The sequence below is a fragment of the Humidesulfovibrio sp. genome (assembly GCF_035560995.1).
Taxonomy (GTDB): Bacteria; Desulfobacterota; Desulfovibrionia; order Desulfovibrionales; family Desulfovibrionaceae; genus Humidesulfovibrio.
The window spans coordinates 1-24,389 of sequence record NZ_DATMYK010000301.1; the positions used below are offsets into that span (position 1 = coordinate 1).

The window sequence follows — 24,389 nt, forward strand, 5'->3', positions numbered from 1 at the left end:
CTCCTGGCGCGCAAGGCGGGCCTGAAGGATCGCGAACGCCTGGACGAGGCGCGCGGCCGGGCCCTTTCCGCCCTCCTGGGCGAGGCGCCGCTCTCCGCCCTGGTGGGCGAGCTGGCCCGCGCCCTTGCGCAGCTCACGCCCTTTGACGAGTCCTTCAACGCGGACAAGGACGCGGCCGAGGACTACCGCCACCAGCTTTCCGCCCTGGAGACGCGCATCCGCCGCCTGAGCCTGGATGAAGGAGAGGACGACATCGAGGCCATCGAGGCCCGGCTCTTCGAGCTGGCCAAGCTCAAACGCAAGCTGAACAAGGGCCTGGACGAGATCGTCGACCTGGGCCGCCAGGTGGAGGAGAACCTCTCGTTCCTGGATTCCTGCGCCCTGGACGCCAAGCGCCTGGAGCGCGAGGAGGCCGAAGCCGCCAAGGTGCTGGGCGGCGTGCTGGAACGCCTGAACGCCGCCCGGCGCGATGCCTCGGACCGGCTGTGCGCCCGCCTGGGGCAGGAGCTGGCGGGCCTGGGCTTCTCCGAACACGCGCGCGTGGAGTTCGCCTTCGAGCCCGCGCCGGTCTACTCTGGACCGGATTGTGAGCTTACGGAACTGCGCGGGCGGCTTTTCTGGGTGCCCAACCCCGGCCAGCCGCCGCGTCCGCTGGACAAGATCGCCTCCGGCGGCGAGCTTTCGCGCTTTCTGCTGGCCCTGGCCGGCTTGCAGGCCGAAAGCGCCAAGCCCACGCTCATCTTCGACGAAGTGGACGCCGGCATTGGCGGCAACACCCTGACCCGCGTGGGCGAACGCCTGCTGGCCCTGGCAGGGCAGCGGCAGATGATCCTCATCACCCACTGGCCGCAGCTGGCCCGGCTTGCGGGCCGCCATTTCCAGGTGCGCAAGGAGGTTGTGGACGGCCTGACCTTCACCGGCTGCGCGCGCCTCGACGCCCCGGCCATCGCGGCGGAACTGGCGCGCATGAACGGCGGCGACCCGCTTCCTGCCGCGTAAGCCCGCCTGTCACCCTCGCCGAAGCCGCCTCGACTGCCTATTGAGCCCCCCTTGAGTCCTCCGCCGCGCCGGGGTAGAGTATCCCGGCCGGGATGTGACCAGCCCCGGCAAGGAGAATACGCATGATCCGCCGACTCGCCTGGGTGTTCGTCGCCCTTGCCGCATTGCTGCTCATGGCCTGCGCCCACGCAGCCTACACCAACAGAAGCCAGCTTCTGCTCGTCAGCGAAGGCCAGGAAATGGCCCTTGGCCTGCAAAGCGCCCAGGAAGTGCTCAAGAAGGAAAAGGAGAGCACGGACCAGTTGCAGGTGGAGCGCGTGAAGCGCGTGGGCTACCGCATCGCCGCCGCCGCCAACAAGCCGGACTACAAGTGGGAGTTCCACGTCATCGAGAAAGACACGGTGAACGCCTTCTGTCTGCCGGGCGGCAAAGTCTTTTTCTACACAGGCATCCTGAACCTCACCACCTCAAACGACGAACTGGCGGCAGTCATGGGTCACGAGGTGGCCCACGCCCTGCTGCGCCACGGCGGCGAGCGCATGAGCGTGGCCCTGATGACCCAGCTGGGCGGATCGGCCGCGTCCCTTGCCCTGGGCACCACGGTAAGCCCCGCCGCAAGCCAGGTTTTCGGTCAGGTGTACGGCATCGGCTCCCAGGTGGGCGTGGCCCTGCCGCACAGCCGCGCGCAGGAGTCCGAGGCCGACGAGGTGGGCATGATCCTGGCGGCCAAGGCCGGGTACGAGCCCTCGGGCGCGCTTTCCCTGTGGCGCAAGATGGATGCCTACGCCAAGAGCAAGGGCCAGAACGTTCCGGGCTTCCTCTCCACCCACCCCGCCACCACGGACCGCATTGCGGCCATACAGAGCAAGATGGGCGCGGTGCGCGCCAAGTACTTCCAGCAGGCGGAGCTGCGCTAGCGTGCGGCGGCGGGGCGCATGATCGTCTGCACGGGCTGCGGGGCCAAGAACCCGGACGACGCCCACGCCTGCATGAGCTGCGGGCGCAAGCTGCAGTCGCGCTGGGTTGCGCCGCAGCCGCAGGGCACGCCAGCCGCGCCGCTGGACCTGGACGCCCTGGGCCGCAGCGGCATTGGGCAGAATGGCCTGAATGCGGACAGCCTGGACGGCGGCGCATGGGAGAGCCTCGCCCCGGAAGAACGCGGGTTGGACGAGCATGCGGTGAAGCTGGTGCGCTCGGCCGCGGAGATCTGGACCTACGCGGCGCTGCTCATCGCCAGTGCGGGCGTGATGCTCTACATGCAGGACTGGCGCTACCTGGCGGGCGGTCTGGTCATCGCCGCCGGACTGGCTTGGGCCCGGGGGATTTAGAGGACTTTTCTTCTTGCCGGGAGCCGTTGCGCAAAACAAAACCGCCGCGCCAGCCCTCAGGCCAGCGCGGCGGTTTGTTGTTTCTTTGATTTTTAATCCGGCAGCCGGTCCAGCACCACGCCTTCCTTGGAAAGCGCCTCGGTCAGCCTGCGCTTGAGCTCCGGCCCGATCTCCTTGGCCAGCTCCTCGCCGATCTTCTGACCTTCGCGCAGCAGGCCGGGCAGCGCCGCCGCGGCCTTTCTGCCCGTGGGCGATTCGTAGAAGGCCAGCATGTCCTTGATCTCCTGCTGGGTGAAGGTCTTGGCGTACAGCGGCACCAGCCTGTCCAGCATGCCGCCGGGCCCCTCCAGCTTCTGCTTCATCACCGCCATCACCTCCCGCTCCACCACGGCCAGCGACTGCGCGGGAATGTCCGGCCGCTTCTGCTTAAGGCTCAGCACCACCTGCCGGGTGATGACCGCTGGCAGCTGCTTGCCAAGGGCCGCCCCGCCGGAGACGTCGAGCAGCCGCTGGATGTCGGCCTGTTTCTGCGGGGTCAGCTCATCGGCCCGGGCCGGGCAGAGGGCGACAAGGGCCAGGCACAGGCTCAGGACAAGGGAAATTGCGAAGCGGGGTGCGGACATGGCTGCTCCGGCGGTTGGGGTGGCGCGAAGGCGCGTTGCATGAGCGGTAGCAGTCAGCCCGGCCGAGCGCAATCACCGTTGCCCGAAGGTTGCGCCCGGTGTATGGGCCTGAACAAGGAGAAACCCATGCGCACCCTCACGTTTCGCGTCACTGGCCTGGTGCAGCACGTATGGTTTCGGGGTTGGACCCAGCTGACGGCCCAGGGCCTTGGCCTGCGCGGCTGGGTGCGCAACCTGCCCGACGGCTCCGTGGCGGGGCTGGCGCAAGGCCCGGACGACTCCGGGCGCGGCGCGGATCTGCTGGAGCGCTTCCGCCAGTTGCTGCACGAAGGGCCGCCCTCAAGCCGTGTGGCGCGCGTGGAGGCGGAAATCTCCGACCTGCCGGAAGCCTTTGACGGCTTTCAGGTGCGGCGTTAGGGCTGCGCCGCCTGGGCCGGGTTGGACGCGGATTCGTCCTGGCTGGCCTTGACCCTGCGCAGGTGGATGTCCCAGCTTAAGCTGTAGGCGATGTAGTAGGCGCGGATGTTGCGCACGTAGACCACCGCGCCCTGGCAGCCCTGGCGCAGGGCCACGCGTTCCACGCTGCCGAACCACACGTCCGGGTCGAGCCCTTCGCTGCGGGCCTGCTCGCGCAGTTTGCGCACCCGCGCGGGCCCGGCGTTGTACGAGGCCAGGGCGAAGTAGAAGCGCTGTTCCGGGTCCAGGCCGTCGCCGCTGGTTTCCTCGTCGCGCATCTTGCTCATGTAGCGTACGCCCGCGTGGATGTTCGCCGACGCGGGGCGGATGTCCCTGAAGCCCAGCGAGGCCCCTGTGGCGGGCAGCACCTGCATGACGCCCACGGCCCCGGTGCGGCTGCGCGCGCTGTTGTCCAGGCCGGATTCCTGGAAGCCCTGGGCCATCATGTGCAGCCAGTCGAAGCCGTATTCCTCGCTGCGCTGCTGGAAGTCCGGCACGAGGCTGGCGGTTTTGGGCGCAAGGAAAGGATTGGCCAGGCGTTTTTGCGCGTCCTTGCGCGTGCCGGGAAAGTTGGCGTTGATGAGCGCGGCCTGATTTTTCGCGTTGCCCGCCAGGGCCTTGTTCACGGCCGCCAGCAGGTGCGGGTTGTCCTTGCGCACGGCCCAGGCGATGCGCCCGCCCTGGGCCATAGCCTGGGGCTGGATGGCGAGCCCCGGCAGCACCTGGGCCCACAGCCGGGCGATGTGCTCGTCGGCCGCGACGTTTTCCAGAAGTCCGGCGGAGAGCATCTCAAGCAGATTCTCCGTCTCCAGCGCGTGGTCGGCCTGGATGAGGGGCAGGGCGGGCAGGCCGCGCTGGGCGAAGCTTTGGCGCAGGGGCTCCAAATGTTCGGCATAGCTGCCGCTGGCCACCATGTGGATGGTCCGTCCGGCCAGATCGTCCAGGCTGCGCACGGGCGGGGCGCCGGCGCGGCTCACCAGCACCTCGCGCACGTTCTCGAAATACGGGAGGCTGAAGGCCACCTTGGCTTCGCGCTCCGGGGTGATGGTCAGCCCGGCCGCTGCCACGTCGCCGCGTCCCTCCAGCAGGGCGGGCAGAAGTTCGTCGCGCAGCACGGGCACAAAGACCACGCGCACCTTGCCCTCGCCCTTTTTGAGGCCCTTGTTCAGGCTGCGTTCCAGTTGCAGGGCCAGGCCGTGCTCCAGGCCCCGGAAGCTGCCGTCCTGGGCCATGGTGAAGTTGGTGCGGTTGGGGGTCACCAGCACGCGCACCTGGCCGCGCTGGCGCATGGCGGGCAGGTCGGCTGTGGAGGAACTCAAGAGCTCCACAGCCTGGGGCACGGGTTTGGGCGCCGCCTTGCGCGTCTGCCCGGCCACGGCCGTGGAGCACAGGGCGAGGCCCGCGCACAGGGCGAACAACAGCAGGGCGAACCGCCGCAGAACATTCGATTCGTGCATGTTCATGGGTCTGGCATATCAAATTGCCGAGGAAAGCCAAGTTCCCAAGCGCGCACCACTTTTGGCGTGGGCCTACCCCTTGGCGCCGACTTGATCCGGCTCGTCCAGACGCGCCACAAGCACGCGGTCGATGCGCCGCCCGTCCATGTCCACGATCTCGAAGCGGTAGCCCTCCCAGCGGACGACATCGCCCATTTTCGGCATCGCGCCCAGGTGGTGCAGCAGGAAGCCCGCCAGGGTGGTGAAGCCGTCCTCGCCGCCGTGCTCCCGGCAAATGCCCGCCAGGTGGCAGGCCTCGTCCAGGGGCAGCAGGCCGTCAAGCAGCCAGGAGCCGTCGGCCCGCTGCACCGCCTGCGGCTCCGCATCGCCCTGCGGATCGGGCAGGTCGCCCACTATGGCTTCCAGGATGTCCTTCAGGGTGGCGATGCCCATGATGTCGCCGTACTCGTCCACCACCATGGCGAAGTGCATTCTGCTGCGCCGCTGGAAGGCCTCCAGAAGGGCCAGGGCGCGGGCAGTGTCCTGGATGAACACCGGGGCGTGCAGATGGTCGCGCAGGGCCGCACGGGGGTTCTGGGCGCGTGCGAGTCGCGCACCTTCACCACCCCAAGCACCGCGTTCAGCTCGCCCTCGCACACCGGGAAGCGCGAGAACGGGCTTTGGACCAGTCTGGCCATGATCTCGTCGTCGCTTGCGGCGCTGTCGATCCAGTCCACCTTGGAGCGGTGGGTCATCAGGCTGGACACGCGGCGGTCGCCCAGGCGGAACACGCGCTCCAGCATGCCCTGTTCCGAGCGCAGCACCACCCCGGCCCGCACGCCTTCGTTGATGAATCCCTTGATGTCTTCCTCGGTGATGGCCTGGCCGTGCTGCGAGAGGCCGAACAGGCGCGAGACCGCCCGGGAGGACGCGCTCAAAAGGGCCACTGCCGGGTGCACCGCCTTGCGCAAAAGCAGCATAAGCGGCGCAGCCGCGCAGGCGAAGCGCTCCGGATTGCTGAAGGCCATCTTCTTGGGGATGAGTTCGCCGAACACCAGGGTCAGGTACGTCGTGGCCAGAATGACGGCCCCGAAGCTCAGGGACTGGGCGTAGGGGCGCAAGGGAGCGAACGAGGCCAGCCAGGCGGCGAGATGCTCCGCCAGTGCGGCTCCGCCAAGGGCGCCGGTCAGGATGCCTATGAGCGTGATGCCTATCTGCACGGTGGAGAAGAGCCGGTCCGGCTCCTCAAGCAGCTTCAGGGCCAGGGCGGCCTTTTGGTCACCCTGTTTCGCGGCGGCGCGAAGGCGCACCTTTTTTGCCGCCACAAGGGCCATCTCCGACAGGGAGAAAAACCCGTTCAGCAGTATCAACAGGAAGACGGCGAGAACTTCCCAAAACACGTTTGCGGGCATGCGGCGCTCGTTTGTTGTTGCTGCGCGCTGCCCGGTTGCAGGCTTGGCGCTTGGATTACAGGCGCAGGGTAAGGGCGTGGCGCGGGAAAGGCAATGGCTAGGCGGGACGGGACAGGGGGCTTGCCGCAAAAGAAGAAGGGCCCCGGCTTTTCAACCGGAGCCCTTTGACCTCATGATGCAGGGAAGAGTTTCTTGCCGCAAGCGTCGTTCGTTAGCCGAAATGCCTTGAACCGACAGGACGGTCCTTGGCCAGCGCGCCGAAGAGAATGCGCCGGCACAAGCAGTGGGCTTGCTACTTCTTCAGGGCCTTCCATTCCTCAATCACTGCCTTGCAGGCAGGAGAGGCTTTCTCCAGGTTTTCCGGTTTGGCCACGCATCCTCTCCTGCCGCCGCCGCCGGTCGCCACATCGGCGCACGGGCCGCCAGCGGAAATAAGGGCAGCGCATTCCTTTTCGAATTTCGCCCTGTTCGCTTTGTCGGCTGCCTCATCGGCAGCAAAGGCACTGGTGCAAATGAGCAAGGACACCAATAGACCAAGGAGGGTTCTCATCGTTTACTCCAGGGGTAAGGGTGGATTATCACTCACATAGCTAGCCGATTCTCATGCTCGCCAGAATTCGTCAAGTTGATTTGATTCTCCGCCTCCGCATAAGTCAGAACTTTGAGGCGGACGCAAAAGAAGAAGGGCCCCGATCTTTCGATCGGAGCCCCATTTCGTTTGGTGCCGAAGGGGAGACTCGAACTCCCATGGCCTTGCGACCACTAGACCCTGAACCTAGCGTGTCTACCAATTCCACCACTTCGGCATTGGCCGGTCGGCTTGCGCCGTTCCGTCGTTGCGAAGGAAGCATTTAGCCGCATCCGGGGATGTTGGCAAGCGTTTTTTTCGCGTTGCGCGATTTTTTTGCAAACGTCCCCGGTTTTGTGCGCGCCCGCTACCGCTCGTCGATGGGCACGTAGTCGCGCAGCACCTGACCGGTGAAGATCTGCCGGGGGCGGTGGATCTTGCTGCCGGACTGCTGGTGCTCCTCGTACCAGTGGGCGATCCAGCCGGGCATGCGGCCGATGGCGAACATCACCGGGAACATCTGCACCGGAATGTTCAGCGCGCGCAGGATGATGCCGGAGTAGAAGTCCACGTTGGGGTACAGCTTGCGCTCCACGAAGTACGGGTCGGCCAGGGCCAGGGTCTCCAGCTCCATGGAGATGTCCATGAGCTCGTCGAGCTTGCCCAGTTTGAGCAGCAGGTCGTGGGCGGCCTGCTTCAAAATCACCGCGCGCGGGTCGTAGCTCTTGTAGATGCGGTGGCCGAAGCCCATGAGCCGGAATTTCTTGGCCTTGGCCAGCTCCAGCACCTCTTTCGGGGTGCGCTTGCCGTCGCGGATCTGCTCCAGCATCTCCACCACGCCCGCGTTGGCCCCGCCGTGCAGCCGTCCCCACAGGGCGCAGATGCCGGCAGAGACCGAGGCGAACAGGTTGGCCTGGCTGGAACCCACCATGCGCACCGTGGAGGTGGAGCAGTTCTGTTCATGGTCCGCGTGCAGGGTGAGGAAGAGCGAAAGGGCCCGCACGGCCTCCGGGCTCGGGTCATAGTGCTTGTGCGGGATGGAGAACATCATGTGCAGGAAGTTGCGGCAGTAGGAAAGGGCCGGGTTCGGGTACATGAACGGCAGGCCCATGCTCTTGCGGTAGCTGAAGGCGGCGATGGTGCGCACCTTGCTGATGATCTTCGAGGCCGCGAGGTAGAACTCGCCCTTGCTTTCGATTTCCAGCAGGTCGGGGTGATAGCAGCCCAGAGAGTTTACGATGGCCGAGAGCATGGCCATGGGGTGCCCACCCGGAGGAAAACCCTCGAAATGGTGCTTCACGTCCTCGTGCAGCAGTTCCTCCGCGCAGAGACCGGCGGAGAAGCGCGAGAGCTGGTCGCGGGTGGGCAGTTCGCCGAAAATGAGCAGCCAGGCGGCCTCGGTGAAGCTGCCGCGCGCCGCTATCTGGTCGATGGGGTAGCCCCGGTAGCGGAGAATGCCGTTCTCACCGTCCACAAAGGTGATGGCGCTTTTGCAGGGGCCGGTGTTCATGTAGCCGGGATCGTAGGTGATGCAGCCTGTTTGCGAGCGCAGCTTGGTGATGTCCAGGCCGCGGTCGCCCAGAGTGCCCTCGATGATGGGCAGTTCGAAAGTCTTGCCATCGATGATCAATTGTGCGGTCTTCGTCATGTGCTCTTCCGTAATGTGCTGTTGTTCGTATGCCGGCGGCTGCGCAACGTCTGCTGCGGCATTGTGGTGCCGAATATTCTTCTGCACGCGTCGGCGCAAGGCCCCGCAATCCAATGGGCTGCCTACTAGGAATCGCTGCGGTTGTCCAGCAACGTCAACGAAGCCTTGACATTAATGTTATTCGGAGCGAGGGGGAACCGCCCGCCGTCAGGCGTCCGGTCTGCGGCTTGCTTCCCGAAGCAAAAGGCTTATAGTCCCCCTCGCCGCACAGAATCAACGCCAACTGGAGCATCCCCGGTGAGTGACGATCCGTCCCGCAAAGTGGACATCTCCCGCAGACATTTCCTGTCCTCGCTTGGGGCCGTTGGCCTGGGCCTTTTGCTGCCCGGCGCGGCCGCAGCGGCCAAGGGCCGCCCGGACGAGGAGCTGGTGTCGCTGCACGACCTTTCCAAGTGCGTGGGCTGCGGAGCCTGCGTGGAGGCCTGCCGCGAGGCCAACGGCCACAAGTTCCCGGAGCCGGTCAAACCCTTTCCCGCCATGTACCCGGATTCGGTGAAGGTGGAGGACTGGAGCGGCAAGCGCCAGGTGACGGACCGGCTGACGCCCTACAACTGGCTGTACATCCAGACCGCGCGCGGCCAGTACCAGGGCCAGCGCTTCGAAATCCACATTCCCCGCCGCTGCATGCACTGCCAGAACCCGCCCTGCGCCAACCTGTGCCCCTGGGGCGCGGCCGCGCGCGAGGACAACGGCATCGTGCGCATCGACGACAAGATCTGCCTGGGCGGGGCCAAGTGCAAGACCGTGTGCCCGTGGGAGATTCCCATGCGCCAGACCGGCGTGGGCCTGTACCTGAAGCTGATGCCGAAGTACGCTGGCAACGGCGTGATGTTCAAATGCGACCGCTGCGCCGACCGCGTGGCCGAGGGCCGCAAGCCCGCCTGCGTGGAGGGCTGTCCCTACGGCGTGCAGGACTTCGGCCCGCGCTCCGAGATGGTGGCCAAGGCCCACGCGCTGGCGCGCAACACGGGCGGCTTCATCTACGGCGAGACGGAGAACGGCGGCACCAACTCGCTCTATGTTTCGCCCGTGCCCTTCGGCACCCTGGACGCCGCCGCCACCACAGGCCCCGGCAAGCCGCATCTTTCCCCGGTGCGCGACATGATGGCCGATGAAACCAAGCTGGCCTACGCCGCGCTTTTCGCGCCGGTGGCGGGCGTCATCGCCGGGGCCCTGCGCCTGGGCTCGCGCCTGGCGGGCGGCGGAACAGGCGGCGCGCAGAAGCCTGAGCCGGAGGCCAAGCCCTCGGCCAAACCGGCTTCCATGGACGCGAAGGGCGGCCACGCGGACATCGAGACCCTTGCACCGCCCAAGCCGCCCCGGCAGGACTTCGAGCTCAGCCTGGGCGACGATTCCGGCGAGGCCAAAAGCCCCAAGCCCGGCCAGGGCAAGGGGGGCGCCAAATGAGCGCGCCCCGCAACAGTCCGGTTTCCCGCCGCGTGTCTTGGGCCTACATGGCCTTTGTGGCGCTGCTGGCCGTCAGCGGCACCATGCAGATGCCCATCGCCAGCCGCTACCGCATCGTGGCCGTGCCCGGCCTGGCCTGGCTGGGCGACTTCTGGCTGACGCACAAGCTGCACTACCTGGGCGCGGCGGGTCTGCTGGTCCTGGGCGGTTATCTGGCCACGCGCTGGCTGCTCGAATGGCGGCGTGAGCACCGTCTGTCCGCCTTCGGCTGGACGCGCACAGGCCTCGTGCTGCTGCTTATGGCCACGGGCGCGGTGCGGGTGCTCAAGAACCTGCCCAGCGTGTCCTTCTCGCCGCAGCCCACCATGCTGGTGGACTGGGCGCATCTGGGACTGGCCTTCGCGCTCGGTCTTGTGGCCCTGGCGCGGCTCATGTTCAAGGCCTCATACTGGCGGCAGCCTGCGGGAGCGAACGCCCCGGCCGGATTGCCCCGGCGCGGCGCGCCCGTGTCGTAACGCTGCGGGCGGACGACTTTTTCTTTTGGTCCGGCCAACGGAAAAGGCCCTGCGGAAACGTGTCCGCAGGGCCTTTTTCGCGTGCTTTGGGGCTTGCGCCCGGCTTTCGCCCGCGCCTAAATGACGATGTTGTCCTGCTTGATGCCCGCTTCCTCGGCCGCGGCCATGACGTCGCGCAGGATTTGCAAGGTCTGCTGGGCCTCCAGCGGGTCCAGCTTGCGGATGGCGAAGCCCGCGTGGATGATGAGGTAGTCGCCCACCTTGATCTCTTCATCCAGCACCATGAGGGACGCGGTGACGGTGGTGTCGCCCTCGCCCACGCGGCAGGTGGCCACCTGGTCGACGATGCTGATGACTTCTGCGGGAACGGCAAGGCACATGGCGTTACTCCTGGCTGGCGTGGCTTAAGGTGTTGCTTGCGGGGCCGGGCACGGCGCGCTTCTCGTAGGAACCGCCCGCCTTGACGATTTCCTCCAGCACGAAGCCGAGCAAAGGCTCCTGCCGCTCCTTGCTGATGGGAGAGAGCTCCAGGCCCATGGTGTGGTAGTCCTCGGGCTCCATGCCGATGATGACGGCCTCGGGCCGGTTGCCAACGATCTCGCACATGATGAGCGTGTCCACCAGGTCGGTCTGGTGCATGGAGTCCTTGAAGGCCAGGCTCTTGCGCAGGTCCTCGCCGGTCAGGCGGTACACGCTGCCCGCAGGCCCGTCGCCCAGCACGGCGTCCACCACGATGAGCATGTCGCAGTTCATGATGGGGTCCATGAGCCGGGTGCCGAGGGTGCCGCCGTCCATGACGGTGACATTGTCGGAAAATTCGTAGAGCCGTTCCAGTTCCTCGGCCGCGCGCACGCCGATGCCTTCGTCGGTGAAGAGGATGTTGCCCACGCCAAGGACGAGGATGCGTTTTTTCTCGGTGGTCATGCGGCCCCTTTCTGTGTTCGGACGGGCTTTGTGAAAAAGGACGGGAACCCGGCGAACCGGATTCCCGTCCTCTACAGGATGCTAATGCGGTTTACAACACCTTGAAGCTGGCGGTCTTGCCGGTCTTGGCGTCGAGCACGTGCACGCCGCAGGCGATGCAGGGGTCGAAGCTGTGGACCGTGCGCAGGATCTCGACCGGACGGGCCGGGTCGAAGATCGGGGTGCCCATGAGGGCCTCTTCCACGGGGCCGAGCTTGCCATTGGCGCAGCGGGGGCCCAGGCTCCAGGTGGAGGGCACCACGAGCTGGAAGTTCTCGATCTTGCCCTTCTTGATCTTGATCCAGTGGCTCAGCATGCCGCGGGGGGCCTGCACGAAGCCGACGCCTTCCGCTTCCTGGGGCATCTTCCAGGGGGTGTACAGCTCGGAGTCGCCGGCCTTCACGTTGCCGACCAGGGCGTCAAGCCAGGTCTGCATCTGGTTGGCGATGACCAGAGTCTCGATGCCGCGGGCGGCGGTGCGGCCCAGGGTGGAGAACAGGGCGTCGGGGCCCACGTTCAGGGTCTTGAGCACGAAGTTCACCGCGTCGACCGTGGGCTTGTGGCCGCGGGCGAAGGCGACGAGCACGGTGGCCAGGGGGCCGGTCTCCATGGCTTCGTCGTTGTAGCGCGGAGCCTTCATCCAGGAGTAGCGGTCCTTGTCCTTCAGGTTGGTGTACTTGGGCTCGGTCACGCCCTCGTAGGGGTGCAGGGCCTTGTCGCCAACGTACCAGCTGTGGGCCACGTGCTCTTTGATGGCCTTGGGGTCGAAGTTGCCGACCTTGGTCAGGTCGCGCTTCATGATGACGCCCTGGGGCAGGAAGCGGGAATTCAGGTCGTATTCGTCGGTGGGGAACTCGCCGCAGCTGAAGAAGTTGGTGGTGCCGCCAATCTTGCTCCAGTCTTTGTAGAAGCCGGCAACGGCCAACAGGTCCGGAATGTAGAAGTCCTTGATGAAGGCGATGACTTCATCGGTCAGGGCCTTGAACTCGGCCACGCGCTCGGGCTTCAGGGCGTCGTAGTTGGTGACGCCGCCGACGACGGTGAACTGCGTGTGCGGGTTCTTGGCGCCGAAGATGGCCATGGCGCGGGCGGCCTTGACCTGCATGTGCAGGGCGTCAAGGTAGTGCTTGGTGGCCATCAGGTCGGCCTCGGCGGGCAGGTAGTAGGCCTCGTTCTTCTTCTCGCCCAGGAAGTAGGCGTTGGTGAAGATGCCGAGCTTGCCGGAAGCCACCAGGGCGCCGACCTTGTCCTGCACGGCTTTGAACTGCGCGGCGGTTTCTTTGCGGCCGGCGGAAAGGCTGTTGGACAGCGCGGCGGTCTTGGCCGGGTCGGCCTTCAGCGCGTTGGCGACGTTGACCCAGTCGAGGGCGTGCAGATGATAGAAGTGCACGATGTGGTCATGCAGGAACTGGGAGCCCATGACCAGGTTGCGCATGATGGTGGCGTTCTTCGGGATCTTCACCTTCACGGCGTTGTCGACCGCGCGGGTGCTGGCCAGCGCGTGCACGTAGGTGCAGACGCCGCAGGAACGCTGGGTGAAGTGCTGGGCGTCGCGGGGGTCGCGGCCCTTCAGGATGATTTCAAGGCCGCGGAACAGCTGCGAGCTGCTGCGCACATCGACGATCTTGCCGTTTTCAACGGTGGCGTCGATGCGCAGGTGGCCTTCAATACGGGTGACCGGGTCGACGATGACCGGGCCGGAGAAGTTGCTCTTAGGCGTGACCGGGATGGCCTGAGGTTTGGAACCAGACATATTCTGTCCTCCTATGGGGAGTTAAAGTCGCGTGTACTGCCTTGCCACAACCGGAAATTATGTTCCGGTCCGCCTACTTCTGCTCTTCGTAGAAGGGGCTCATGGTATCCCAGAACTTGGGCTCGGAGCAGCCGATGCACGGGTGACCGGCCTGCACGGGCCAGTTCACGCCCACGCCCTTGTCGAGGGGGTTGAACTTCTTGGTGGGGCAGTTGTTGTAGGTGTAGGGGCCTTTGCAGCCGAGCTTGTACAGGCACCAGCCCTTCTTGGCCTCGGGCGAGTTGAAGGAGGTGGCGAACTGGTCCTTCTCGAAGAAGGGCAGGCGCTCGCACTTGTCGTGCACGGTCTCGCCGAAGAACACCAGGGGGCGCTTCAGGTCGTCCAGCTTGGGCAGGGGCTTCTTGTTCACCACGGTGTCGATGGCGGCGATGACGGTGCCGACCAGGTTGGCCGGGTTGGGCGGGCAGCCGGGCACGTTGATGATGGTGGCCTTGGGGAACACTTCATCAACACCCTTGGTGTCGGTCGGGTTCGGCTTGGCCGCCTGCACGCCGCCGTAGGTGGCGCAGGTGCCGTAGGCGATGGTGGCCAGGGCGCCGGGCACGACCTTTTTGCAGATGTCGAGCATGGTGTGTCCGCCGACCATGCCGTAAATGCCGCCGTCCTTCATCGGGATGCCGCCCTCAACCACGCAGAGGTAGGGCTTCTTCATGGCGTCGTGCAGGGCCTTTTCGGCCATTTCGCCGGCGGCGGCCATGATGGTCTCCTGGTATTCCAGAGAAATGACGTCCAGGATCAGGGCATCGATGTACGGGGCGGCCGTACGCAGGATGGATTCGGAGCAGCCGGTGCATTCCGCGTTGTGCAGCCAGATGACGGACGGGCGATTGTCCGCAGTGAGCGCGGCGGCGATTTTGGGAGCGAATGCCGGACCCATGCCCATGGCCGCAGCGATGGTGCCGCAGAATTTCATGAAGTCGCGACGGGAAATGCCGCGCTCTTCAAGGCGTTTTTCGGCGCCGCTCAAGCCATGTCCTACGGAAACCTTCATACAACACCTCCAGATTATGGTAAAACGTGACGGATACGCCTCTTAACCATTGGTCTTTGGCATGCGTGGCACGATTGTTTCCGCCGTGACACGTATGTCATACGAAACTTAAAAAAATGTACAACCAAATCAGTGAGTTAGCTTTGTGTCCCATACATGGATACGGCAACAATGGCAAGGGTCTGCACAAAAAAAACTGGAGAGTACGATGCGCTTTCTGCAGCGGCAAAACGGGCAATTGCCTGAATTGCTGCATTAATTTCCACGAGCTTCCAGGCGTTGACGGTGGGGAGCCCCTGGGTCATATTCCCGGACAGTCACGCGTTTGTGTCAATTCGTGGTAGAGAGCCGTGGCAGTGCTGGAGGTCAAATGAGTGTCATCGTAGAGCTTTCGCTGTTCCCCATGGACAAGGGCCAGAGCGTGGCGGCCCACGTGGCGCGCGCGGTGGGCGTCATCCGCCAGAGCGGCCTGCCGCACCAGCTTACGCCCATGGGCACCTGCATCGAAGGCGAGTGGGACGAGGTCATGGCCGTGGTGGACGCCTGCTTCAAGGCCGTGGCCGCGGACAGCGAACGCGTGTACCTCACGGTCAAGGCCGACTGGCGAAAAGGGCGCAGCGCCGGGCTGACGGGCAAGACCGCCTCGGTGGAACGCGTTCTGGCCGGGGAGGGCGGGGCATGAGGCGCATCGTGTGCCTGCTGGGCAGCCCGCGCCCCAAGGGCAACAGCGCTTTAATGGCCCAGACCCTGTGCGAGGCCGCGGCCGGGCAGGGCGCGGAGGTGACGACCTTTGCCCTGAACGCCCTGAAATACCGAGGCTGCCAGGGCTGCCTGCTGTGCAAGACCAAGGCTGAGGCCTGCGTGCTGAAGGACGGCCTGACACCGGTGCTGGAGGCCGTGCGCGGCTGCGACGCCCTGGTGCTGGCCACGCCGGTGTACTTCGGCGAGGTCACGGCCCAGCTCAAGGCCTTCATCGACCGTTGCTACGGCTATTTCACCCCAGACTACGCCCTGAACAAGGCGCACCGCTCGCGGCTGGCGCCCGGCAAGACCTTGTGCATGGTCATCGCCCAGGGCCACCCGCGTGAGGACCTGTTTACGGACATCTTCCCGCGCTACGCCTACTTCTACAATTGGCTGGGCTTCAACGAGAGCAGGCTGCTGCGCGCCTGCAAGATCTACCACCTGGGCGACGCCGAGCGCCGGGCCGAGGTGCTGGAAGAGGCGCGCGCCCTGGGTGTGGAGTTGGCCGGAAAGGGCGGCCAGGCGTGAGGCGTCCGGGAAGCCTCATCTGTCTGGCGCTGCTCTTGTGCCTGTGCCTCCCGGCGCCGGGCCACGGCCAGGACATCCTCGACGCGCCGGGCATCCGCCGCATGGAGGCGCGCGACAACGCCTGCGCCATCACCTTTGACGACGGACCCGGAAAATACACCGACGCTCTGCTGGACATATTGAAGGCGCACCACGTGCGGGCCACGTTCTTCGTGCTTGGCGGCAACGCCGTGCGGCACCGGCAGACCCTGCTGCGCATGGCGGCCGAGGGGCACGAGATCGCCAACCATTCTTACGACCACCCGGACTTCCGCCACCTTTCCCCGGAGCGCCAGCGCGACGAGATCGAGCGCACCGAGCAGGTGCTGCGCGGCCTGGGCATAACCCCGCGCTTTTTCCGCCCGCCCTATGGCCTCTATGACGCGGATACGGTGCGCCTGGCCGAGCAGGAGCACATGGTGCTGGCCCTGTGGAGCGTGGACAGCCAGGACTGGAAGTACCGCAAGCTTTCAGAGCTGGAGGCGCGGGTGCTGCCCGGCAAGGGGGAGAAGGCCGAGGGCGTGTTCCTGTTCCACGACATCCACCAGACTACGGTGAACGCCATGGGCGACGTGCTGGACAAGCTGGCGGCGGATGGCTGCCGTTTCGTCACCCTGGGACAATGGACGGAGGAGTTGAGCCAGCGCGCGGCGGAGCCGGGCGCGGGGGGCGCGGGCAAGACGAAGCAGTAGCGCGGGCTACTGGCCCTGTACGGCCTGCGGGCTGGCGTCCTGGCCGGGGCAGTTGAGCCCCTCCAGGCAGAAGATGCGCACCTGCTCGCGGTTGTAGATGGCGCGCAGGTACTTGGGGTCGGCCATGACAAGCTTGCCCCCGCTGGAGCACTGGGTCACGTGCTGGGCCTCCAGCGCACGCACCTTGGCGGGCAGGCCGTCCACCACGAAGCGCGCCACGAAGAAATCGCGGGCAACGTCGCGCCGGGCCAGCTTGAGCCCCGGCTGGTTCACCTCGCGGCAGGTGGCGGCCACGTCCAGGTCGCACACGGCCTCGACCATGCGCTTGCCGTCCTTGTCCTCGTAGGTGCTCCACGCGATGTTCTTGAAGTAGGGGTAGCGCGCCAGGGCTTGCTCCACGGTGACGCTCTCGTCCAGGCTCAGACGCGCCTCGCGCACCGTGTCCACCGGGCCGGAACAGCCAGAGAGCAAGGCGGCCAGACAGAGGCTGAAAAAAAGACCCAGGCCGGTGGCGGCTGTACGTATTGTAACTGCTGGGCGTCTGGCGGGCATGGGGCACCCTCGCACAGGGGGGCGCGGATTGCAACGCAGGTGCGGGCATTTGCTCGCAAATGCTTGCATTGTGCCCGGCAAACGCATAAGGCACACTGACAAAGCCGTTGAACGGGCGTGTCTTCGTCGTCCGCTCACCGCTCCCAAACCGCATTCCGAGCCCATTTCAAGCGCCTCCCTGGGGCGCGCCCACCGGCGCGAGGCCGACAAAGCCCGCGCCCGTGAATGAAATAGCGCCCGGATGCGGGCACTCACTTGCAGGTGAGGGGGGAGAGCGGCGGCCCGTGGGGGGCCGGAGGACGATCAGGAGCGGGAACGCCCGCGCATCATTTTTCGAGGGGGAGAGTACACACAATGGATATGGTTTCGGTTCTGCTGGCGTTTTTCCCGGTCATCGCCATCTTCTTCCTGCTGCTGGTCTACCGCGTCGCGGCCGACACCGCGGGCTACATCGGCTGGGGCGTGGCGGCCCTGGTGGCCTGGCTGTATTTCCAGACTCCCCTTGAGGTGGTGCTGACCGCCTCGGTGGCGGGTCTTGTGGCCTCGCTGCCCATCGCGCTGGTCATGGCCGCCAGCATCATGCAGATCACCCTCATGCAGGAGACCGGGGCCGTGGCCCGCGTGGTGGCCCTCATGAAGACCATCGCGCCCGGGCAGCAGACCGTGCAGATCATGATCATCAACGTGGGCTTCGGCATCCTTTTGACCAGCCTCGGCGCGGTCACGGTGTCCATCCTGCCCCCGATCATGATCGCGCTGGGCTACTCGACCTTCGCGGCCATCCTGCTGCCCGCCATCGGCTACGACGCCCTGTGCACCTACGCGCTGCTCGGCATCCCGGCCGTGGTCTTCGCCCAGTTCGTGGGCAAGCCCGTGCAGGAGGTCGGCCTGTATTTCGCCTACTACATGCCGGTCATCAGCACCTGCATCGCGCTTGGCATGCTGCAGCTCACCGGCGGCACGGCCATGGTCAAGAAGGGCCTGGTGCCCGCGCTTCTGGCTGGCGTCACCGCCGGCGTGGTGGCCATCCTCATGGCCCATGCGGGTCTGGTGACCATCACCGGCATCGCCGCCGGCCTCGCGGTCATCCTGGTGCTGGTGGGCTACGTGAAGGTTACCGGCAAAACCCTGCAAGACCGCGCCCTGCTGAACGAGAAGGACCTGGCGGCCGAGGCGCGCCTCTCCCTGCCGCGCGCCCTGTCGCCCTGGATTCTCCTGACCATCTTCTCCCTGATCCTGAACGCCCCGTTCCTGCCCTTCTTCAAGCTGACCTTCGTCGACCTGGCCATGCCGCTGGAGATCATTCCCGGCAGCCCGGAAAAGCTGCGCGTTCTCTGGCAGGCCTACTTCTGGGTGGTGGTGTGCACCTTCCTGGCCCTGCCCATCATGCGCGCCACGGGCGAGCAGGTGCGGCGCGGCCTCAAGACCTCGGCCAAGCGCGCCATGCGGCCCATCATGAGCGCCTCGGTGTTCTTCGCCATCGCCTACGTCATGAACCATTCCGGCAAGGGCCTCGACTGGAAGCTGGCCGTGCCCACCCACAACATGATCTACGTCATGGCCGACGCCTCGGCCGGGGTGTTCGGCAAGTTCTACGCGGCCATGGCCCCGTTCCTGGGCATGCTGGGCGGCTTCATCTCCGGGTCGGAGTCCTCGTCCATCGCCATGCTGACCAAGCTGCACCTTTCAACCGCCGAGAAGATCGGCGCTTCGGGCGTGGTGGTGGCCGCGGGCAGCGCCATCGGCGGCGGTCTGGCCAGCGTCATCTCTCCGGCCAAGCTGCAGAACGCGGCCTCCAGCATCGACAAGATCCGCGAGGCCTCCACGGCCATCCGCCCGGCCTTTGTGGTGTCCATGCTCATCACCGCCGTGTGCGCGGCCATGACCATGTACTGGGCCTACTAGGCCTGTTTCCACACCTTCCCTCTGCGGGGCCGGGGGCGCGGAACGCGTCTTCGGCCCCGCGTTTTTGGGGCGGGCTGCGTCGATATTGACCGGCCGGCTTCATCCATATTACAGCCGGTCCATGAACATCACCCTGAAATGCTTTGCCAGCCTGTCGCGCTTCAGCCCTCCGGACGCCGAGGCCTACCCCGTGACGCCGGGAGAAACCGTGGCCAGCGTGGTGGCCCGGCTGGGCATCCCGGTGGAGGAACTGAAGCTGGTGTTCGTCAACGGCACGCATGCCGAGCTTTCCGCGCCCCTGGCCGATGGGGACCGACTCGGGCTGTTCCCCGCCGTGGGAGGCGGCTAGCCATGTCCGCCAAACCCGCACAGCGGCAAACCGCGCAGAAGGCCGCACAGGAGCAGGCCCTGCCGCAGCTGGAAAAGCGCATCCGCGAGCTGGCCCTGCCCACGCGCCTGGCCGATGGCCGCGAACTGTCCGTGCTGTCGTTCTATTTCGTTCAGGACTTGGCGCGCACCCTGGGCCGCAGCCGCAGCACCATCCCGGGACGCCCGCGCGGCCAGAACGTGGCCTTGGTGGAGCGCGCGGCCCTCAAGCTGGGCGTCCTGCCGGAGCGCTACCTGCGCAATCACGACACTTACAGCCTGGGCGAGCAACTGAGCCTCCTGTCCTCCCGCGCGGCCCTGGTGGGCCTGGGCGGCCTGGGCGGCTACGTGCTGGAGCTTTTGGCCCGCGCTGGCGTGGGGCACATCCGCGCGGCCGATGGCGACGAGTTCGTGGCCAGCAACCTGAACCGCCAGCTGTACGCCACGCGGCGCAGCCTGGGCGGCTACAAGGCCGCGGCCGCGGCGGCGCGGCTGAAGCAGGTGAACCCGGCGGTTGATTTCGAGCCCGTGGCGAAGTTTTTGGATGAAGCGGACATGGGGCGCTTTATTTCCGGCGCGCAGCTGTGCCTGGACGCCCTGGGCGGCTTGAAGGACCGAGCGGCCCTGGCGCGCCAGGCGGCGCAGGCGGGGATTCCGCTGTTGACCGCCGCGGTGGCCGGGCAGAGCGGTCTGGTGGCCCTGGTGCTGCCGGGACAGAAATGCCCGTCGGATTTCTTCGGCGCGGGCGCGGGGGCGGAGGACAGCCAGGGCACCCCGGCCCCGGCCGTGGCCACGGCGGCGTCGATCATGGCCGGGGAGGCCGTGAACATCCTGTGCGGGCGCGAGCCCCGGCTGGCGGGAAAGATGCTCGTCTTCGACCTTGCGCAGATGAGCTTCGAGACCGTGGCGCTGTAGCGCCGGTTCGGTAAAAAGACCTGGAACGGGCCGGGCGGGCTAGTTCTCCTGGTACTTGCGGCGGATGGCCCGGACGACGTCCTGGATCTGCATGAAGGCGTCCACCACGTCCGGGTCGAACTGGGTGCCGCGTCCCTTCACGATTTCCGCCACCACCTGCTCCTCGGGCCAGGCGTCCTTGTACACCCTATGCGAGATGAGTGCGTCGTACACGTCGGCCAGGGCGGTTATGCGCGCGGCGATGGGGATGTCCTCGCCCGCTATTTCCTCGGTGCACAATTCCCGCGCCTGGGAAAGGTCGTCCGGCAGGCGGCCGGGATAGCCCTTGCCGTCCCAGCGCTCATGGTGGCCCAGGGCCACCTCCTTGCACAGCCGGTCCAGGTCCGAGGTGGTGTTGGCGAACAGCGCCGCCCCGTACACGGAATGCCACTTCATGATGGCCGCCTCGTGCGGCTCGAAGCGTCCGGGCTTCTTCAGAATCACGTCGGAGATGCCGACCTTGCCCACGTCGTGCAGCATGGCGGCCAGGCGCAGGGTGTCCTTCTTGCGCTTGATGGTGAATTCGTCGATGCCCTTGTTGCGCGCCCACTGCTGGTACACCTCCGCCGTGTATGCGCCCACGCGCTGCACGTGCGCCCCGGTCTCCTTGGGGTCGCGCATCTCGGCCATCTTCATCATGCGCAGCATTATCTCGCGGGTCATTATGCCGCGCTCGATGGTCACCGAGGCGGAGTTGGCGAACAGCGGCGCGTACTGTATGTCGTAGTCCGTGAAGGGGTGCACCTGGCCGTTGCAGTCGCTGGCGTTGATGAGCTGCATCACCCCCACGATCTTGCTCTGGAAGGTTCTGAGGGGGATGGTGAGCATGGACCGCGTGCGATAACCGGTGTCCTCGTCGAACTTTTTGTTGAACGAGTACGGCTCGGCCCCGGAGAGCTCATAGGCGTCGGGGATGTTCAGGGTCTCGCCGGTCATGGCCGCGTAGCCCACGATGGACTTTTCGTTGATGGGCACGGTGAGGTCGGTGTACAGGTGCTTGCTGGCGTCGGGCCCCTTGAACAGGGTGTCGTTGTGCACATAGCTGAAGCGCAGGTGGTCGCCCTCGATGAGGAAGATGGACCCGGCGTCGGAATGGGTCATTCCGCGCGCCTCATCCAGCACCTTGTCCAGGATGGAATCCACATCCTTCAGGGTGTTCAGCTCCTCAATGACCTTGAGGATGTCGCGGACGATGTCGAAAGGCTGTCGGTCTGTGCACTCCACGTTTGACTCCGGGGGGTTGCTGGTCGTGCCGTGACATAGCCTTACAGCGTATGCTTTCTGAAATCCAGGGGCCATTATGTCAAAAATGCAAAACATGGTGCAGGCCGCTGGGGCCGCCAACGTGGAGGAAGCGCTCATGCTGGCCGCCTGCGGCGCGACCCACGTGGGCCTGCCCCTGCGTCTGGCCGTGCACAGGCCGGACGTGACCGACGAGGAAGCCCGCGCCATAGCGGCCGCCCTCAAAGGCCGGGCGCAGAGCGTGCTCATCACCTATTTGGAAGATGCGGCCGAGACCCTTGCCCTGTGCCGATTTTTGGGCGTGGACGGGCTGCAGCTGCACGGGGCCATGCCCCTGGCCCAGGTGCGCGCCCTGCGCCAGGCCGCGCCGGAGCTCTTCATCATCAAGAGCCTGGTCATCGGCGCCGCGCCGGAGCAGGCCATCCTGGCCAGCGCGCGCGAGCATGCGCCCTTTGTGGACGCCTATCTGACCGACACCTTCGACCCCGCCAGCGGCGCCACCGGGGCCACGGGAAAAGCGCACGACTGGGCCGTGAGCGAACGCCTGGCACGCGCCCTGCCCAGGCCGCTCATCCTGGCCGGGGGGCTGAACCCGGAGAACGTGGCCCAGGCCATAGCCGCGGTCCACCCTGCCGGTGTAGACGCCCATACCGGCCTGGAGGATACGCTTGGCCGCAAGAATGAGGAGCTGGTGCGGCGCTTCGTGGCGCGGGCGCGGGCGGCTTTCGCGGCGGGGAACCCGCCAGGGCTTGCCAAAGATTGCGATTCGGCGTAGAAAGCTGCACCTTTCGAGAGTTCTGGCGTGAAATATTTTGGGATTTCCCGCCACGCCAGACGCAATTTGAGGAGACTGCATGTCCAAAGAAGAAGCCATTGAGGTTGAGGGCGTCATTCAGGAAGCCCTTCCCAACGCCATGTTCCGCGTCGAGCTGCAGAACGGGCACAGCATTCTGGGCCACATTTCCGGCAAGATGCGCAAGCACTACATCCGCATCCTTCCTGGCGACAAGGTCAAGGTGGAGCTTTCCCCCTACGACCTGACCCGCGGCCGCATCACCTTCCGCTTGCGCTAATCCCCCCGCACACCTGACGCATGACGAGCCCGCCTCTGGCGGGCTTTTTGTGTTTCTGCGGGGCATTCGTCCAGGCCGCACGGCATGTGGGCCGCGCGTTCACGAGCGCCGCGCACGTGCTGAACACGCACCGCCGCCCTGCAGCGCGCACGTGCCGAACGCGCTGCGTCCTTGCGGTATGCCCGGCGCCTGGGCTATGCTCGGCGCGACCGGGCGGCTTTGGCGCGTCCGGCGGGGAGGCTTTCATGCAGCGGCGCACGGGCGTGGTGAACTATTTCGACGAACGCAAGGGCTTCGGCTTCCTCACCGACGAGGACGGGCGCGACGTGTTCGTGCACTACGCGGAGATCCAGCGCGACGGCTTCCAGACGCTTGCGCCGGGCGAGCAGGTGCTGTTCGACCTGGCCGAGGGCGGCGACGCTCTGCGCGCGGTGAATGTGGAGGTGCGGACGGAGAAGCCGGGGGCGCGGAGGCCGTAGGGCTTTGCGCCGGAGATTAGAATGACGAAGGGGCCGCGAGGCCCCTTTTTTTGTGGTCTGATGCTCGAGGGTCAGGGCACCTCCACCACCGTTTTCCCAATGGGCGCAAGCGTCGCCCCGACCAGCTTCAGATGCTGGAAGCTGAAGGGAATGCCGATGATGGTGATGAAGCAGAGCAGGGCCGAGAACAGGTGCCCCAGCGCCAGCCAGAAGCCCGCCACCAGGAACCAGGCCACGTTGCCGAGGAAGCCCAGCGGCCCGGTGCCGATGTCGTCGCGCCCCGTCACCGCGCGGCGGCTCACCACCTCGCGCCCGAAGGGCCACAGGCAGAACCCGCCCAGCATAAAGCAGGCCCGGCCCCAGGGTATGCCGATGATCGACACGAACATGATGAGCCCGGTGAGAAACCAGCCCAGGCCCATGACGAGCCCGCCGAAAATGAACCAGATGATGTTGCCGATGAGGCGCATGCGCTGCCCCTCCTGTTGTTGCGGGTGCCGGGGCGTTGGGAGAATGCCGCGTCTGAAGGGCGCGGAATGCTTCGCGGCTGCTACTTCATGCCTTCCAGCACATTGTCCACCAGCACGTCCTTGGCCTTCCATTCGCCCTTGGTGATGACGTAGCGCGTCAGCGCGTAGTCGATCTGGTCGATGTAGTCGAGCTTGCCCCAGCCGTCCTCGTCCAGCAGCCGGGCAACGTCGTCCAGAAAGGGCTCCACGTCGATGTAGTGCCCCTCGAAGTCCACGGCGAGCACGCGGTTCGTGTACACCACCTGGTCAAAGGGCAGGGAAGGGCGGATCTCCTCGAAGGCCTCGGGCGAGAGCCCGTGGATGTCGGCGTAGACGCGGACGGCTTCCATCACTGCTCCACATGGTTCTGCGGCTGTGCGAGGCTGCGCAGGTCTTCCAGAATGATGGCCGCTGCCCGGTGCGCCGCGCCAGGGCCGCCCACCTTGGCCCGCAGGCCGGCCAAATCCGCCCGCGCCGCGGCCAGGGCTATGTCCTCGGCCAGCCAGGGGCGCAGGGCCCCGGCCAAAAGATCGCCGCGCGCCTTGTCCTGCAACAGTTCCGGGAAGATTTCGCGGCCCATGATGAGGTTCGGCAGGCTGGCCCACTTCACCTGCACCACGGCCTTGCCGATGGCGAAGCTGAGCGCCGAGAGCTTGTAGGCCACCACCGTGGGCGTGCCGATGAGCGCGGCCTCCAGGGTGACGGTGCCGCTGGCGGCGAGCAGGGCGCGGCTCATGCGCATCAGCCGGTAGCGGTCCTCCGGCGGGTAGATGGTCACGGGCAGCTCCGGCGGCAAAAACTGGCGCAGGAAGCTTTCATCCACCCCGGGCGCGCGCGCCAGGCCGAGTTTGAGCCCAGGAAGGCGCACCTTCAGCAACATGGCCGCACTGGCGAACTCCGGCAGGAGCGCGGTGATCTCCTTGCGGCGGCTGCCGGGAAGTAAGCCCAGCAGGTCCGGGTCCGGGCGCATGGCGTCCAGCTCGGAGAGCGGCATCTGGTCCATGAGCGGGTGGCCCACGTAGTCCACGTCCATGTTGCGCGCGGCGTAGAAATCTTTTTCGAACGGCAGGATGCACAGCACCCGGCG

At 66.1% G+C, this 24,389-nt stretch carries 29 protein-coding genes, 1 tRNA gene and 1 pseudogene; 15 read left to right on the top strand and 16 right to left on the bottom strand.

Annotation, left to right across the window (positions count from 1 at the left end):
• The 3 genes and pseudogenes from VN419_RS11920 to VN419_RS11930 form a co-directional block, all read left to right on the top strand.
• A pseudogene (locus tag VN419_RS11920) lies at positions 1-999 on the top strand (DNA repair protein RecN); the annotation flags it as partial.
• Positions 1,000-1,121: 122 nt separating this feature from the next.
• The gene (locus VN419_RS11925; RefSeq protein WP_325647450.1) at positions 1,122-1,916 is read left to right on the top strand and encodes a M48 family metallopeptidase; all 795 of its coding nucleotides are present in this window, start codon (positions 1,122-1,124) and stop codon (positions 1,914-1,916) included.
• Positions 1,917-1,934: 18 nt separating this feature from the next.
• Positions 1,935-2,327 (top strand): zinc ribbon domain-containing protein, encoded by a 393-nt coding sequence (locus tag VN419_RS11930; RefSeq protein ID WP_325647451.1) that lies wholly within the window; start codon positions 1,935-1,937, stop codon positions 2,325-2,327.
• A 92-nt stretch (positions 2,328-2,419) separates the two neighbouring features.
• Here VN419_RS11930 and VN419_RS11935 read toward each other — a convergent pair whose 3' ends face one another.
• On the bottom strand, positions 2,420-2,950 hold the full coding sequence (locus VN419_RS11935) for a DUF2059 domain-containing protein (RefSeq protein ID WP_325647452.1): 531 nt from the start codon (positions 2,948-2,950) through the stop codon (positions 2,420-2,422).
• Between the two features lie 126 nt (positions 2,951-3,076).
• Here VN419_RS11935 and VN419_RS11940 point away from each other — a divergent pair, with 126 nt between their 5' ends.
• Complete coding sequence (locus tag VN419_RS11940; RefSeq protein ID WP_325647453.1) at positions 3,077-3,367, top strand: acylphosphatase; 291 nt, start codon at positions 3,077-3,079, stop codon at positions 3,365-3,367.
• On the opposite strand, the gene VN419_RS11945 is transcribed toward VN419_RS11940, so the two are convergent.
• From VN419_RS11945 to VN419_RS11970, 6 genes are all read right to left on the bottom strand, one after another.
• On the bottom strand, positions 3,364-4,869 hold the full coding sequence (locus tag VN419_RS11945) for a transporter substrate-binding domain-containing protein (RefSeq protein WP_325647454.1): 1,506 nt from the start codon (positions 4,867-4,869) through the stop codon (positions 3,364-3,366). The two genes, VN419_RS11940 and VN419_RS11945, sit on opposite strands and share 4 nt — an antisense overlap.
• A 66-nt stretch (positions 4,870-4,935) precedes the next feature.
• Complete coding sequence (locus VN419_RS11950; RefSeq protein ID WP_325647476.1) at positions 4,936-5,391, bottom strand: transporter associated domain-containing protein; 456 nt, start codon at positions 5,389-5,391, stop codon at positions 4,936-4,938.
• On the bottom strand, positions 5,277-6,254 hold the full coding sequence (locus VN419_RS11955) for a hemolysin family protein (RefSeq protein WP_325647455.1): 978 nt from the start codon (positions 6,252-6,254) through the stop codon (positions 5,277-5,279). The genes VN419_RS11950 and VN419_RS11955 overlap by 115 nt, the downstream gene beginning before the upstream one ends.
• 292 nt (positions 6,255-6,546) lie before the next feature.
• Positions 6,547-6,804 carry a hypothetical protein gene (locus VN419_RS11960; RefSeq protein ID WP_325647456.1) on the bottom strand — a complete coding sequence of 86 codons (258 nt, stop codon included), beginning with the start codon at positions 6,802-6,804 and terminating at the stop codon, positions 6,547-6,549.
• A 169-nt stretch (positions 6,805-6,973) separates the two neighbouring features.
• Positions 6,974-7,060, bottom strand: a tRNA-Leu gene (locus VN419_RS11965).
• Between the two features lie 129 nt (positions 7,061-7,189).
• Entirely contained in the window at positions 7,190-8,470 is a 1,281-nt protein-coding gene (locus VN419_RS11970; protein ID WP_325647457.1) for a citrate synthase, read from the bottom strand.
• A gap of 297 nt (positions 8,471-8,767) precedes the next feature.
• Between VN419_RS11970 and VN419_RS11975 the strand changes: the two genes are divergently transcribed.
• Together VN419_RS11975 and VN419_RS11980 are read left to right on the top strand one after the other, a co-directional pair.
• Positions 8,768-9,937, top strand: a complete 1,170-nt coding sequence (locus VN419_RS11975) for a 4Fe-4S dicluster domain-containing protein (RefSeq protein WP_325647458.1) — start codon at positions 8,768-8,770, stop codon at positions 9,935-9,937.
• A complete protein-coding gene (locus tag VN419_RS11980) occupies positions 9,934-10,452 on the top strand; it encodes a hypothetical protein (protein ID WP_325647459.1) in 519 nt (172 codons plus the stop codon). Before VN419_RS11975 ends, VN419_RS11980 begins: the two co-directional genes overlap by 4 nt.
• Before the next feature lie 116 nt (positions 10,453-10,568).
• On the opposite strand, the gene VN419_RS11985 is transcribed toward VN419_RS11980, so the two are convergent.
• The 4 genes from VN419_RS11985 to VN419_RS12000 form a co-directional block, all read right to left on the bottom strand.
• Entirely contained in the window at positions 10,569-10,832 is a 264-nt protein-coding gene (locus VN419_RS11985) for a HypC/HybG/HupF family hydrogenase formation chaperone (RefSeq protein ID WP_325647460.1), read from the bottom strand.
• Positions 10,833-10,836: 4 nt separating this feature from the next.
• Positions 10,837-11,376, bottom strand: a complete 540-nt coding sequence (locus VN419_RS11990; RefSeq protein WP_325647461.1) for a HyaD/HybD family hydrogenase maturation endopeptidase — start codon at positions 11,374-11,376, stop codon at positions 10,837-10,839.
• A 91-nt stretch (positions 11,377-11,467) separates the two neighbouring features.
• Positions 11,468-13,168 carry a nickel-dependent hydrogenase large subunit gene (locus VN419_RS11995; RefSeq protein ID WP_325647462.1) on the bottom strand — a complete coding sequence of 567 codons (1,701 nt, stop codon included), beginning with the start codon at positions 13,166-13,168 and terminating at the stop codon, positions 11,468-11,470.
• A 73-nt stretch (positions 13,169-13,241) separates the two neighbouring features.
• Positions 13,242-14,219 (bottom strand): hydrogenase small subunit, encoded by a 978-nt coding sequence (locus tag VN419_RS12000; protein ID WP_325647463.1) that lies wholly within the window; start codon positions 14,217-14,219, stop codon positions 13,242-13,244.
• Between the two features lie 370 nt (positions 14,220-14,589).
• On the opposite strand from VN419_RS12000, the gene VN419_RS12005 reads away from it, so the two are divergent.
• The 3 genes from VN419_RS12005 to VN419_RS12015 are packed head-to-tail and all read left to right on the top strand — an operon-like array spanning position 14,590 to position 16,222.
• A complete protein-coding gene (locus VN419_RS12005) occupies positions 14,590-14,901 on the top strand; it encodes an MTH1187 family thiamine-binding protein (RefSeq protein ID WP_325647464.1) in 312 nt (103 codons plus the stop codon).
• Positions 14,898-15,491: a flavodoxin family protein gene (locus VN419_RS12010; RefSeq protein WP_325647465.1), complete on the top strand. Its 594-nt coding sequence runs from the start codon at positions 14,898-14,900 to the stop codon at positions 15,489-15,491. The genes VN419_RS12005 and VN419_RS12010 overlap by 4 nt, the downstream gene beginning before the upstream one ends.
• Complete coding sequence (locus VN419_RS12015) at positions 15,488-16,222, top strand: polysaccharide deacetylase family protein (RefSeq protein WP_325647466.1); 735 nt, start codon at positions 15,488-15,490, stop codon at positions 16,220-16,222. The genes VN419_RS12010 and VN419_RS12015 overlap by 4 nt, the downstream gene beginning before the upstream one ends.
• A gap of 6 nt (positions 16,223-16,228) precedes the next feature.
• On the opposite strand, the gene VN419_RS12020 is transcribed toward VN419_RS12015, so the two are convergent.
• Positions 16,229-16,660 carry a hypothetical protein gene (locus VN419_RS12020; RefSeq protein ID WP_325647467.1) on the bottom strand — a complete coding sequence of 144 codons (432 nt, stop codon included), beginning with the start codon at positions 16,658-16,660 and terminating at the stop codon, positions 16,229-16,231.
• 468 nt (positions 16,661-17,128) lie between these two features.
• Here VN419_RS12020 and VN419_RS12025 point away from each other — a divergent pair, with 468 nt between their 5' ends.
• The 3 genes from VN419_RS12025 to VN419_RS12035 all read left to right on the top strand — a co-directional run bounded on the left by VN419_RS12025 (position 17,129) and on the right by VN419_RS12035 (position 19,960).
• Complete coding sequence (locus tag VN419_RS12025) at positions 17,129-18,679, top strand: L-lactate permease (RefSeq protein WP_325647468.1); 1,551 nt, start codon at positions 17,129-17,131, stop codon at positions 18,677-18,679.
• A gap of 121 nt (positions 18,680-18,800) precedes the next feature.
• A complete protein-coding gene (locus tag VN419_RS12030) occupies positions 18,801-19,028 on the top strand; it encodes a MoaD/ThiS family protein (RefSeq protein WP_325647469.1) in 228 nt (75 codons plus the stop codon).
• A 2-nt stretch (positions 19,029-19,030) separates the two neighbouring features.
• On the top strand, positions 19,031-19,960 hold the full coding sequence (locus VN419_RS12035) for a ThiF family adenylyltransferase (protein ID WP_325647470.1): 930 nt from the start codon (positions 19,031-19,033) through the stop codon (positions 19,958-19,960).
• A gap of 39 nt (positions 19,961-19,999) precedes the next feature.
• Here VN419_RS12035 and VN419_RS12040 read toward each other — a convergent pair whose 3' ends face one another.
• Positions 20,000-21,223, bottom strand: a complete 1,224-nt coding sequence (locus tag VN419_RS12040) for a GAF and HD-GYP domain-containing protein (protein ID WP_325647471.1) — start codon at positions 21,221-21,223, stop codon at positions 20,000-20,002.
• Positions 21,224-21,299: 76 nt separating this feature from the next.
• On the opposite strand from VN419_RS12040, the gene VN419_RS12045 reads away from it, so the two are divergent.
• The 3 genes from VN419_RS12045 to VN419_RS12055 all read left to right on the top strand — a co-directional run bounded on the left by VN419_RS12045 (position 21,300) and on the right by VN419_RS12055 (position 22,793).
• Positions 21,300-22,016 (top strand): phosphoribosylanthranilate isomerase, encoded by a 717-nt coding sequence (locus VN419_RS12045; protein WP_325647472.1) that lies wholly within the window; start codon positions 21,300-21,302, stop codon positions 22,014-22,016.
• A gap of 79 nt (positions 22,017-22,095) precedes the next feature.
• Positions 22,096-22,314 carry a translation initiation factor IF-1 gene (infA, locus tag VN419_RS12050; RefSeq protein ID WP_089272379.1) on the top strand — a complete coding sequence of 73 codons (219 nt, stop codon included), beginning with the start codon at positions 22,096-22,098 and terminating at the stop codon, positions 22,312-22,314.
• A 245-nt stretch (positions 22,315-22,559) separates the two neighbouring features.
• Complete coding sequence (locus tag VN419_RS12055; protein WP_325647473.1) at positions 22,560-22,793, top strand: cold shock domain-containing protein; 234 nt, start codon at positions 22,560-22,562, stop codon at positions 22,791-22,793.
• 71 nt (positions 22,794-22,864) lie between these two features.
• Here VN419_RS12055 and VN419_RS12060 read toward each other — a convergent pair whose 3' ends face one another.
• From VN419_RS12060 to VN419_RS12070, 3 genes are all read right to left on the bottom strand, one after another.
• A complete protein-coding gene (locus VN419_RS12060) occupies positions 22,865-23,263 on the bottom strand; it encodes a YccF domain-containing protein (protein ID WP_325647474.1) in 399 nt (132 codons plus the stop codon).
• Positions 23,264-23,343: 80 nt separating this feature from the next.
• On the bottom strand, positions 23,344-23,652 hold the full coding sequence (locus VN419_RS12065; protein ID WP_325647475.1) for a hypothetical protein: 309 nt from the start codon (positions 23,650-23,652) through the stop codon (positions 23,344-23,346).
• Positions 23,652-24,389: lipid-A-disaccharide synthase (locus tag VN419_RS12070; protein WP_414652930.1), on the bottom strand; the 738-nt coding region annotated here is incomplete at its 5' end. The genes VN419_RS12070 and VN419_RS12065, both read right to left, overlap by 1 nt.